An 11512-nucleotide genomic window follows, 5' to 3' on the forward strand; every position below is an offset into this window, starting at 1 on the left:
TGAGCAGAGTGGATGTGGACAGCCGTGGCGTGAACAGTCGAAGCCGTTGAGAATGTGATCAGCCGTGTACTCCTTCGACGGAGCGGACGAGATGCCAGGATCATCATCGGTTATCGCCGTGAACCGGCCGACGGCGCTCGCCGATCTGACAGCGGGCCCGGTGGAGTATCGGCTGGAGCAGAGGGACGGCCCGGCAGTCGTCGTTTTCCACGGTGGGCACATGCGCGCAGGGTTGGCGATCGGTGAGGACGTCTTCGCCGATCTCGGATACAGCGTGCTGGTGCCGTCGCGCCCGGGGTACGGCCGAACACCGCTGCGAACGGCCACGTCCATGAGCTCGTTCGCCGACGTCACGAACGAGTTATGCCGGCACCTGGGTATCGACCAGGTCGCCGCGGTAGTGGGCACCTCGGCGGGGGGCCGCAGCGCCGTCACCATGGCTGCCCGGTATCCCGAACTGGTGCGTCGGCTCATTCTGGAAAGCGCTGTGAGTTTTCTTCCTTGGCCCGACAGCCGTACACGCATAGGTGCCAGCGTGATCTTCACCGCCGCCACCGAAAGAATGACCTGGGGCCTGGTACGGACGCTTATGCGCGTCGCTCCGTCGACCGGCCTCCGGTTGTTGCTGCGCGATTTGTCGACAAGACCGGTCAGTCAGGTCCTGGCCGCCCTACACACAGCAGACCGTGGGGCGTTGATCGCACTGTTCTCTCATATGCGTTCCGGGCGGGGCTTTCTCAACGACCTGCTTCACACACCGGACCCGTCCTCGCACGTCACCCAGCCTGCCTTGGTCATCGCGAGCCGCGACGACGGAGCAGTGCCCTTTGCTCACGCCGAATCCTTGTGCGACGGCCTGGCCGACGCCGAACTCGTCGTGAGTCAGGCCCTGAGCCATTTCATCTGGTTCTCGGACGACTACCCCTCGATCACTGCAAAGATCCGCGACTTCCTCGCCACCTAGCAACCGGTCAGGGCCGAAATAGATCGTTGTAGAGTGAGCAGCGGTGGGCCGGGAAGTCTGGTCGGCAAGTCTGTCGTCGATCACGAAGGGCCGGGCCATGCGTGCTCGCGACATCCTCACTGAGTTCCCCACCGTCACCTTGGACACGCCCGTGCGCGAGGCGGCGCGCCTCATGGCGGAGCGGGACCTGGCAGGCCTGATCGTGTTGAACGGCGACGGCCTGCCGTGCAGCGTTCTCCCGGGCACGCAGGTGCTCCGCCTGGCGGTCCCCGGATACTGCCAGGACGACCCCGCGCTGGCACGAGTCGTCGACGAGGCGCACGCTGATCGATTCCTCGACGAACTGGGCGACCGCACCGTCCGAGAGGCGCTGCCACCGAGTCCACGGGAACTGCCGGTGACCGATCCCGACGCGACGATTCTGGAAGTCGCGGCGCTGATGGCCCGCACCCGTAGTCCGCTGGTCGCCGTCGTCGACGGCGGACGCTTCCTCGGAGCCGTCACCCTCGCAGTGCTGATGGACCGGGTCACCGACTCGTGACCGCTCTGGCCTGGCTCTCTCTGGCGGTCTTCCTCGGTGCCTACGCGCTGATCGCCACGGAGCGGATCCACCGCGTCGCGGCGGCGCTCGGCGGAGCGGCGATCATGCTGCTGATCCAGGCCACCGACAGCAAGGCCGCGTTCTTCTCCGACCACACCGGCATCGACTGGAACGTCGTCTTCCTGCTACTCGGCATGATGATCATCGTCGGAGTACTGAAGCAGACCGGCGTCTTCGAATATCTGGCGATCTGGGCGGCCAAACGGGCGCGGGGAAAACCGTATCGGCTGATGGTCCTATTGATCGTCATCACCGCAAGCGCATCCGCGCTGCTGGACAACGTCACAACGGTCCTGCTCATCGCGCCTGTCACTTTCCTCGTGTGCTCCCGGCTGGCACTACCCGTGGCGCCGTACGTGATCGCGGAGGCCATGGCGTCCAACATCGGAGGTGCGGCAACCCTCGTCGGCGATCCGCCGAACATCATCATCGCCAGCAGGGGCGGACTGACGTTCAACGACTTCCTCGTCCACATGGCGCCGATGATCATCCTTCTGCTCGTGGTCTTCCTCGGTCTCTGCCGGATCATCTTCCGCAAGTCGTTCCACTACGACCCGAAACGTGCGGCAGAGATCATGCAGCTCAACGAAAGGGAAGCCGTCGCCGACCGGCGGTTGCTCTGGCAGAGCCTGGCCGTACTGGGACTGGTGCTGGCAGCCTTCGTTCTGCATCCGGTGCTGCACTACGAGCCGTCCGTCGTGGCGATCCTGGGAGCAGGCATTCTCGTCGCGCTCACGAAGGTGACCACCGAGCAGGCGATCGCCGAGGTCGAATGGCCGACCCTGGTGTTCTTCGCCGGCCTGTTCATCATGGTCGGCGCCCTGGTCGAGACCGGCGTCATCGGCCAGGTCTCCCAAATGGCCGTCAACGCCACCAGAGGAGAGCTCGCCCTGACCACCATGGTGCTGCTGTGGGCCTCGGCCGGGCTGTCGGCCATCGTGGACAACATTCCGTACGTGGCGACGATGAGCCCGATCACCGCCGACCTGGTTCAGGCCAACGGCGGCAACGAGCACGCCCAAGTCCTGTGGTGGGCACTGACCTATGGCGCCGACCTGGGCGGCAACGCCACCGCCATCGGCGCTGCCGCGAACGTCGTCATTCTGGGCATCGCCGCGCGCAACCGGCAGCCGATCAGTTTCTGGGAGTTCACCAAGTACGGGCTGATCGTCACCCCCGTCACGATCGCACTGGTGACCCCATACCTATGGCTTCGCTATCTCCTCTGATGCGCGAAGCCCAGTCGCCGGCGTCGCCATGGGTCTGCTGCTGCGTACCGTCCGCGACGATGACGAAACCCACTCGCCGGGCGAGCATGTTCGGTGACCGGCATCCGCGCGTCGTGCTCGTCCCCGGAGCGCACCGGCCCCCGGTCATCGCAGTCGCGCGAACCACCGTCCCGACCGCGTCCAGGGGTCCACAAACGTAAAGCCGGCCGACACCCCCAGCCTGGCGATGTCGGCGGCCGACACTGTGGCCCAACCGAACCATTCGCCAAGTTCGTCGCCGCGGCGCAGCCGTACTCGGTCGACCTTGCTGGCCGCTCGAGGCGGAGCGACGTCGGCCAGGACCCAGCCTCCCGGGCGCAGCAGTTCCCGTACCCGTTTGAGCAGGGTCAGGGGGTCGCCGCCGATGCCGATGTTGCCGTCTGCCAGGAGGATGGTCGCCCATCTTCCGCTTCCCGGCACGTGTCCGAAAACGTCGCGCACCAGCGCCTGTGCACCTGCTTTTCGGGTCAGGTGCACGGCGTGGGGGGTGATGTCGATGCCCAGCGCGGGCACGCCCCGGCGGGTGAGCGCAATGGTGAGCCGTCCCGGGCCCGAGCCGACGTCCAGAGTCGGCCCGGCGCATCGGGCGAGGAGTTCCTCGTCACCGGCGATCGGTTCCCGCCACCGGGTGGCCTCCAGCGGCACGCGGATGCCGTTGACGTGCTCGATCTCGACGGCGGCACCGGCGAGTGATTCGGTGTAGAGCTCTCCGATCATCGCCCGACGTCCGCTGTAACCGGTAGGGCCATGGCCTCGAGCATGGCCTCGAGCATGGCGGCGAACCTGGACCACGGCGCTTCGGCGGCCACGAGCGCGGCGTCCGCGGCGGTGTCCACATCGGCGAGTTCCGGCGTGAGGGCCACGGTCCGGCACTCTCGCCTGAGCCGACGCAGGAGCACGGTTCCGGTATCGGGCCGGGACATGGGCACGCCGAGCATGGTCCCCGGATTGGGGACGCGCCTGCCGTACAGCCAGAAGCCACCATCGGCTGCCGGGCCGTAGACCGCCTCGTGCTCGGCGAGGGTCTGTATGGACGACGTCAGCAGCTCGGGAGTCACCTGCGGCGTGTCCATGCCGATGAGCATCACCGGGATCGGGTGAAGCCGGTGAGCGTCGGCCATCGCCCCGGCGATCCGCTCGTCCAGCCCGCCGTCGCGCTGGGAGATCACTACGAAGCCTGGCGGCAGCCATGAGCCGGGCAGCCCGTCGAGGGCGAGGATCCGATGCCGCACCGGGACCTGGGCCACGGCGCGAAGCGTGTCCTCCAGTGCCGAGGCGGCCAGATGCGCTGCCTGTGCGGGAGTGAACGGCGGCGTCAAGCGGGTCTTGACCCGGCCCGCCACCGGTTCCTTCGCGATGACCACGATCTGTGCGTCGATCATGCCGGTCCCGCCTGCTCCGGTCTGCCCGGTGGCCCGGGGATCTGTCGCAGCCACGATCTTCATGGCTCCGACATTAGGGGTGCACCCGCCGGGAAAACCTTACGAAGTGCTGATGTGAACCCGGCATACCCGCAGTTCAAGCCTACTGTAGGGAAGGTGATCACCCGAGACTGCGCAGTTGGGGACGATCCGGGCAGGCCCGGCGGCCACGGGCCCGGTGACTCTGCGCGCCGCGAACGTGTGCGGCGGGCGCTCATCGGATGGGCGGCGCTCATCGCCTTGTCCTTCGCAGCCGGCGGTTTGCTCCACCACGTGGGCGTCCTCCGGATCGATCACCTTCCCCCGCTGCACGCGCACTTCCGGGTGCCGACTTTCCGTCTGCTGCCCGCTGCCGCGTTCGGCCTGGCCACTGCCTGGATGCTGCCCGGTGCACTCGCGAGGCTGCGATTCAGCCGGGCCATCGCCCTTGGGTACGGCACGGCTCTCGCCTGGACGGTGCTGCTGGCCGTTTCGGGGGACGGACTGGCCACGCCGTTCACCCACAAGGAGGAGTACCTGGCCGTACTGCCGGCCGTCGGACACGACCCTTCAGGGTGGCTGGCCGGTTTCATCGAGCATCTGCCGGGATATCCGACGCACGTGCGCGGGCATCCCCCGCTGCCTGTCCTGGTGGTGTGGGCGTTGCAGGCGATCGGGTTGCCCGGGCCGCTGTGGGCCGCGCTGCTGGTCGTGCTGGTCGGCTGTTCGGCGGCGGTGGCGATAACGCTGACAGTTCGTCGGCTGGGCGGGGAGGACGCGGCCCGCCGAGCACTCCCCTATCTGGCTCTCACACCCGCGTCCGTCTGGATCGCCACCAGCATGGACGCCTTCTTCGCCGGAGTCGGGGCCTGGGGCGTGGCCCTGCTCGTGCTCGGGCGAAAGCGCTGGAGCCGCCTACTGAGCGGGGCGGGGGCCGGCGTTCTGCTCGGTTCGCTGCCGTACCTGAGTTACGGGCTGGTGCCCTATCTGCTCATCCCGGTCGTGGTGGCCGTGATGGTCCGGCCCTCACGGCTCACCGTCGCGGCGGTCCTTGCGGGGGCAGGGTCCGTGACCGCCGCGTTCGCCGCGGGCGGGTTCTTCTGGCCTGCCGGCGCGCTCGCCACGCACGCCCAGTGGGCCGCGGACCCCGGTGCGGCCCGGCCGTACCTGTATTTCCTGTTCGCGAACATCGCCGTACTCGCGCTGATGACAGGTCCCGCCGCGACGGCGGGCCTGATGGGGCCGATTCCTGCGCGGGTCCGGGCCGTCGTGGCCGCGACCCTGGTGGCGGTGGCCGCGCTCGACGTCAGCGGCGTCACCAGAGGGGAGGTCGAGCGCATCTGGGTGCCGTTCGCGGTGTGGGCGTCCGTCGCGGGCGGCTTCGCGGGCAGCCGGGCAGACGGTCAGGCAGGGAGTCGGCGGTGGCTGGTGGCGCAGGTGGTCACCGGCCTGCTCCTGCAGGGCCTGGTCGCCTCCCCCTGGTGATCACTCCTGTGGGCCCAGGTCAGCCCAACGGAGCGGTGGCGAACTCCTTCATCCCGTCCGCGAACGTGATCGCCGCCCGGAACCCGAGTTCCGCGGCCGCTCTGGCCGGTGAGGCGACGATGTGCCGCACGTCGCCGAGGCGGTACTCACCGGTGACGACCGGAGCAGGGCCACCACGCTGTCCCGCCAGTTCGGCGGCCATCTCCCCCACGGTGTGGGGGCGGCCGCTGGCGATGTTGTAGGCGGCGAGTGTTCCCGCCTGCCCGCCGGTCACAACGAGAGCGGCGAGGTTGGCCACGGCGATGTCGCGGACGTGCACGAAGTCGCGCCGCTGCCCGCCGTCTTCGAAGACGCGAGGAGCCCGCCCCGCCTCCAGCGCCGATCGGAAAATGGCGGCCACCCCGGAGTACGGCGTGTCCTTGGGCATCCGCGGGCCGTAGACGTTGTGGTAGCGCAGGGCGACGGCGGTCCCGCCGGTCTCCCTCGTCCAGTTGGCGGACAGGTGCTCCTGGGCCAGCTTGGTCGTGGCATAGGCGTTGCGCGGATCCGTGGGCGCGTCCTCGCCGATGGTCCCGGGCGCCAGCGGTGAGCCGCACAGCGGGCAGCGCGGCTCGAAGAGCCCTCGGTCCAGGTCGGCCTCAAGGCGGGGCCGGGGACGGACGGCCCCATGTTCGGGGCAGGTATAGGCGCCTTCGCCGTACACCACCATCGAGGAGGCCAGCACGAGGCGGCCGACTCCGTGCCTGGCCATCGCGGCGAGGAGCACGGCCGTGCCGTACACGTTGATCGAGCTGTAGTCCGGCAGGTCGGCCACGTTGACGCCCAGCCCCACCTTGGCCGCCTGATGGATCACGGCTTCCGTTCCGGGCATCACCCGGTCCAGCGCGGACTGATCGCGTACGTCGTCACCCGCCCGCGCGTCGAACCCGATGACCTCGTGACCAGCTGCGGCGAGCGTCTCGGACACGTGGCTTCCGATGAATCCGGCCGAGCCGGTGAGCAGGACCTTCACTCGCCCACCGTAGAACCGCCACCCGCCTGTGACGGCACGTCCGGGCGCGGTGTTCGCGCCCTGTAAGACCTTCGCAGCCGTCCCTTGGCGAGATCAAGGTAAGAACCCGGGCTGAGCGGTCGCCAAGCATGTAGGAGCTGCAGCCAGAGCTGGAGCCCCTTGCAGTCCGTCTCCCTGCCATACGGGTTGTCTCGATCGCGTGTGGCATGACCGTGAGGAGTCCTGATGACCGTCCTGAGCCCCGGCGACCGTTTCCCGGCGCTGACCGTCTCCCTGCCCGGAGGCGGCGAGATCACCGTGCCCGATACCCTGTCCGGCGACTTCGGCGTAGTCCTGGTCTACCGGGGTTCGTGGTGCCCCTACTGCAACGCCCAGCTGCGGGCATTTCAGCGCAACCTGGACGCACTCACCGAGGTCGGGGCGCGTGTGGTGGCCTTCTCCGTCGACGACGAGGCCACGACGCAGGCGACCATCGACAAGCACCACCTCACCTTCCCCGTCGGGTACGGCGCCGACGCCCGGAAGGTGGCGCAGGCCGTGGGGTCCTTCGTGAACCCCGATCCGGAATACCTCCAGTCGACGGGGTTCGTGCTCGACCCCGACGGCAAGGTGATCGTCAGTGTGTATTCGAGCGGTGCGATCGGCCGGCTCGTGCCCGAAGACGTCATCGGCCTCATCCGTTACGTACGCGATCACTGACGCCGCCGGTCTCCTCTCCGACGCCCCGGGCACACGGCCCCGCGGCGTCGGGGTCACGAGCGGCCGGCCGCCATCTGGTTCTGTTCCGCCATGACCCGCCGCATGTCCGCGACGGCCCGTACGGTGCCGCGCACCGTCCCGGTCACCTTCGACCGCCCCGTGCGTGGAAGGTAGTCCACGTCGGTCTCGGCGATGCGCCATCCCGAGGCGGAGGCGCGCAGGACCATCTCCAGCGGGTAGCCGAACCGGCGGTCGGCGAGGTGCAGCGCGAGCAGGTCGAGGCGGCGGGCCGCACGCATGGGTCCGAGGTCCCGCAACGGCGCTCCGGTACGGCGGCGCAGGCGCCCGGCCAGCACGGCGTTGCCGAGCCGGGCGTGTGTTGGCCAGGCCGAGCGGGGCCGGGCCACGCGGCGGCCCAGCACGAGGTCGGCCTCATCGGACACGACGGGGTCGGCGACCCGGGGCAGTTGCCGGGGATCCAGCGAGGCGTCGGCGTCCATGAAGCACACGAGGTCGCTGGTCGCGGCCGTCAGCCCTGCGTGACAGGCGGCGCCGAAGCCGCGCCGCGGCTCATGCACGACACGGGCCCCGAACGAGGCCGCGACCTCGGTGGTCCGGTCCGTGGAGCCATTGTCGACGATGATCGGGTGGAACCCGTCCGGCATGCGTTCCAGCACCCACGGCAGGGCAGCCTCTTCATCGAGGCAAGGCAGCACCACATCGATGTCCATAGCCCCGACCGTAGGGCGGTGCGGGGAATGACTTCCTTACGAGCCGGTGACATGCGTTCCCAGATTCACGGGGCCGCCCTAGGCTTCGCAGAAATGCACATTAATTACCTTAAAAGTATTTATGGGCATTAATTACGTTTCCAATGACATATTGGTCAGGAGTGAAACGATGACGAGTGAGAACACACCCGCCGGGGGACGGACACCCCGGCCTTCCCGGTCGTGGCGTCCGCGCGTTCCGACCCTGCCGGAGGACCCGCCGCCTGGTCCTTTCCGGCCGGAGTTCTGGCGCAGCCCGATCCGCGGTCCCTGGCTCACGTCGGTGCTCGGGCTGATCTTGCTGGCCGGCGTGCCCATCGTGGCGATCACCGGGCTGCTGTCGTACGCCGCCTACAACCCATGGTTGCCGCTCAACGACCTGACTCCAGGCAAGGGGCTGCTGGGCTTCTACCTGTTCGACTGGCCCACGAGCCCGCCGTGGCTCTACCGGCTGACCCAGGGCACCCACGTCATCCTCGGGCTTACGCTCCTTCCGGTGCTGCTGGCCAAGTTGTGGTCGGTCATCCCCAAGCTCTTCGCCTGGCCGCCGGTGCGGTCCGCGGCCCAGGCGCTGGAACGCGCCAGCCTGCTCCTGCTCGTAGGGGGCGCGGTGTTCGAGTTCGTCACCGGCATCCTCAACATCCAGTTGTTCTACGTCTTTCCGTTCTCGTTCTATCCGGCCCATCTCTACGGCGCATGGATCTTCCTCGGGGCACTGGCCGTGCACGTCGCCCTCAAGATGCCTCGCGTCGTGAGCACGCTGCGCACGCGCGGCCTGCGTGACCTGCGCACCGACCTTGCGGACACGCGGCCTGAACCCCCCGACACGAGCGGGCTGGTAAGCCCCGACCCTGCGCCGCCCACCATCTCCCGGCGCGGCCTGCTCGCCTTCGCCGGCGGCGGGGCACTCGCGATCTTCGCGTTGTCGGTCGGGCAGAGCATCGACGGGTGGTTGCGCCGCACCGCCCTGCTGGCTCCCCACGGCCGGGCCTACGGCACAGGCCCCAACGACTTCCAGATCAACAAGACCGCGGCCTCCGTCGGCGTCGTCGCGGCGCAGACCGGCGCCGCCTGGCGTTTGGAGGTCATGGGCCCGCGCCCGGTACGGCTGTCGCGAGCCGACCTGCTGGCGATGCCCCTGTACACCTACGCCCTGCCGATCGCCTGCGTCGAGGGCTGGTCCACCCAGCGGGACTGGACCGGTGTGCGCCTGGCCGATCTCGCCCGGCTGGCCGGGGCGGCTCCCGGTCACACACAAGTCGTCGTCCGATCGTTGCAGAGGGGCGGGGTGTTCAGCCGGGTCACGCTCAGCGCGACGCAGGTGGCCGATCCCCGTTCGCTGCTGGCCCTCCGCGTGGGCGGGGCCGACCTGTCCCTCGACCACGGATACCCGGCGCGGATCATCGTCCCGAACGCACCCGGCGTCCACAACACCAAGTGGGTCCGCATGCTCGAGTTCAGCCCGGAAACGGCTTGAGGGGAGGACGGATGTGGCATTACCTCCACCGGCGGGTGGCTGCGCACTACGGCGCCGACCCGTTGCACCTGCTCGCGCTGATCGCCTGCTTCGCCCTGGCCGGATACGCGGCGAGCCGGGTCGTGGTCGCAGGCGTCTGGGTCGGCTTCCTCATCTGGTTCGTCGGCGCAGCGATCTTCCATGACCTCGTGCTGCTCCCGCTCTACGCCGTCGCCGACGTGGCCACGCGCTCGGTCGGCCGCCGCCGGCCGGCGGGCGGCGCCGGCCGGCCGCCGTGGATCAACCACGTGCGTGTGCCGATGGGGCTGTCGGGGCTGCTGTTGCTCGTCTGGTTCCCGCTCATCCTGCGGGGATCCCAGCACGAATACCGGAAGGCGGTGGGGCTCGACACCTCCCCCTACCTGGGCCACTGGCTGCTGGTGACCGGCGTGCTGTTCGCAGGTTCGGCGCTGGCCTATGCCGTACGAGTGCGCCGGACGTCGCGGCGCGCGCGTCGGAGGGCAGATCTTACGAACCAGAGAACACGTCGTTGATTCGGTGCGTCCCCGGTAAGCATCTCGGGTCGCGGGGCCGCTAACGGACCGTTCGTCTTTACCCTTCCTTGAACGAGGAGACCATGAAGACCACCGTCCGTGTCCTCAGCCTGGCCGGCGTCGCCGTCACCGCGGCCGCCGCGCTCACCTCGCCCGCCTTCGCGTCCGCCCGGTCCGGCAACGAGTTCGCTCACCCGGTGTTCGTGCAGACCGACAACCCGCAGGGCAACACGGTCGTCGCGTACGACCGCAGCCCTGACGGCTCTCTCACCCGCGCGGGAGCCTTCGCGACCGGCGGCCTCGGTGGCGTACTCGACGGCACGGTCGTCGACCACCTTGCCTCCCAGGGCTCCTTGACCTACGACCGGCGTCACGGCCTGCTGTACGCGGTCAACGCGGGCAGCGACACCATCACCGTCTTCGCCGTCCACGGCGACCGGCTCACCCGCACCCAGGTCGTGTCCTCGGGCGGAAGGTTCCCCGTCAGCGTCGCCGCGCACGGAGACCTCGTCTACGTGCTGAACGCCCTGGACGGCGGGTCGATCCAGGGCTACCGCCGCGTCGGCGACCGTGTGGTGCGGGTTCCCTCCTGGAACCGCGGGCTCGGCCTCGATCCGGCCGCAGGAACCCCCGGCCAGGTCGGTTTCACTCCTGGCGGCGACCGCGTCGTGGTCGTCACCAAGGGCAACGGCGACGCCATCAAGGTATTCGGCGTGAACCTCCTCGGCGCCCCCTCCGCCAAGCCGGTCACCACGACCGAGAACGGGACCGCCCCGTTCGCCTTCACCTTCGACGACGGCGGCCGGATGGTCGTCGCCCAGGCGGGTCCCAATGCCGTCGCGACCTACACCCTCGGCCGCACGGGCAACGCGACCCGAATCCAGCAACTCCTCACCGGTCAGGCGGCGACCTGCTGGATCGTGAAGACCGGCCCTTGGCTGTACGTCTCGAACGCGGGCAGCGGCACCCTCTCCGGGTACCGGGACACCGGAACGGGTTCGGTGAAGGCGCTCGGCACCACCGCGACCGACGCGGGCACCGTGGACGCCGCCGCCTCCTCCGACGGGCGCTACCTCTACGCGCAGACCGGCAAGGACGGGAACGTCAACGCCTTCCGCGTGAACTCCGGCGGTTCCCTCACCCGGATCGACACCGTGACCGTGCCAGGAGCTATTGGCGGCGAGGGGATCGTGGCGCTGTGAACGGCGTCGCTCCAGTGATCAGGCACGCTCGCGGAGCGTGACCACGACCCTGGAGAACGCCTCACCAACCCCGTGGCGGGCGCCCGTAGCTGAGTCGGGCG

At 69.1% G+C, this 11512-nt stretch carries 12 protein-coding genes; 8 read left to right on the forward strand and 4 right to left on the reverse strand.

Annotated features, from left to right (window positions below; genetic code table 11):
• The first annotated feature begins 64 nt into the window (after positions 1-64).
• The 3 genes from Psi02_RS27405 to Psi02_RS27415 are packed head-to-tail and all read left to right on the forward strand — an operon-like array spanning position 65 to position 2794.
• On the forward strand, positions 65-964 hold the full coding sequence (locus Psi02_RS27405; protein WP_239095193.1) for an alpha/beta fold hydrolase: 900 nt from the start codon (positions 65-67) through the stop codon (positions 962-964).
• A 43-nt stretch (positions 965-1007) separates the two neighbouring features.
• Positions 1008-1505, forward strand: coding sequence for a CBS domain-containing protein (locus Psi02_RS27410; RefSeq protein ID WP_239095194.1), 498 nt, complete (start codon positions 1008-1010; stop codon positions 1503-1505).
• Positions 1502-2794: an ArsB/NhaD family transporter gene (locus Psi02_RS27415; protein ID WP_203978546.1), complete on the forward strand. Its 1293-nt coding sequence runs from the start codon at positions 1502-1504 to the stop codon at positions 2792-2794. Before Psi02_RS27410 ends, Psi02_RS27415 begins: the two co-directional genes overlap by 4 nt.
• Positions 2795-2938: 144 nt before the next feature.
• Here the strand turns inward: Psi02_RS27415 and Psi02_RS27420 are convergent, their stop codons facing one another.
• Complete coding sequence (locus Psi02_RS27420; RefSeq protein ID WP_203978547.1) at positions 2939-3550, reverse strand: class I SAM-dependent methyltransferase; 612 nt, start codon at positions 3548-3550, stop codon at positions 2939-2941.
• Entirely contained in the window at positions 3547-4278 is a 732-nt protein-coding gene (locus Psi02_RS27425) for a TIGR04282 family arsenosugar biosynthesis glycosyltransferase (protein WP_239095195.1), read from the reverse strand. Before Psi02_RS27425 ends, Psi02_RS27420 begins: the two co-directional genes overlap by 4 nt.
• Positions 4279-4371: 93 nt before the next feature.
• On the opposite strand from Psi02_RS27425, the gene Psi02_RS27430 reads away from it, so the two are divergent.
• Complete coding sequence (locus tag Psi02_RS27430) at positions 4372-5718, forward strand: hypothetical protein (RefSeq protein ID WP_203978548.1); 1347 nt, start codon at positions 4372-4374, stop codon at positions 5716-5718.
• Positions 5719-5737: 19 nt separating this feature from the next.
• On the opposite strand, the gene Psi02_RS27435 is transcribed toward Psi02_RS27430, so the two are convergent.
• A complete protein-coding gene (locus tag Psi02_RS27435; RefSeq protein ID WP_203978549.1) occupies positions 5738-6730 on the reverse strand; it encodes an NAD-dependent epimerase/dehydratase family protein in 993 nt (330 codons plus the stop codon).
• A gap of 225 nt (positions 6731-6955) precedes the next feature.
• On the opposite strand from Psi02_RS27435, the gene Psi02_RS27440 reads away from it, so the two are divergent.
• The gene (locus Psi02_RS27440) at positions 6956-7429 is read left to right on the forward strand and encodes a peroxiredoxin family protein (protein WP_203978550.1); all 474 of its coding nucleotides are present in this window, start codon (positions 6956-6958) and stop codon (positions 7427-7429) included.
• Positions 7430-7482: 53 nt separating this feature from the next.
• Here the strand turns inward: Psi02_RS27440 and Psi02_RS27445 are convergent, their stop codons facing one another.
• The gene (locus Psi02_RS27445) at positions 7483-8160 is read right to left on the reverse strand and encodes a glycosyltransferase family 2 protein (RefSeq protein ID WP_203978551.1); all 678 of its coding nucleotides are present in this window, start codon (positions 8158-8160) and stop codon (positions 7483-7485) included.
• 169 nt (positions 8161-8329) lie between these two features.
• Between Psi02_RS27445 and Psi02_RS27450 the strand changes: the two genes are divergently transcribed.
• The 3 genes from Psi02_RS27450 to Psi02_RS27460 all read left to right on the forward strand — a co-directional run bounded on the left by Psi02_RS27450 (position 8330) and on the right by Psi02_RS27460 (position 11411).
• Positions 8330-9676, forward strand: a complete 1347-nt coding sequence (locus Psi02_RS27450; RefSeq protein WP_203978552.1) for a molybdopterin-dependent oxidoreductase — start codon at positions 8330-8332, stop codon at positions 9674-9676.
• Between the two features lie 11 nt (positions 9677-9687).
• Positions 9688-10209, forward strand: a complete 522-nt coding sequence (locus tag Psi02_RS27455; RefSeq protein WP_203978553.1) for a hypothetical protein — start codon at positions 9688-9690, stop codon at positions 10207-10209.
• An 83-nt stretch (positions 10210-10292) separates the two neighbouring features.
• Positions 10293-11411: a lactonase family protein gene (locus Psi02_RS27460; protein WP_203978554.1), complete on the forward strand. Its 1119-nt coding sequence runs from the start codon at positions 10293-10295 to the stop codon at positions 11409-11411.
• The last annotated feature ends 101 nt before the right edge of the window (positions 11412-11512 follow it).

The organism is Planotetraspora silvatica (assembly GCF_016863315.1).
Classification (GTDB): Bacteria; Actinomycetota; Actinomycetes; order Streptosporangiales; family Streptosporangiaceae; genus Planotetraspora; species Planotetraspora silvatica.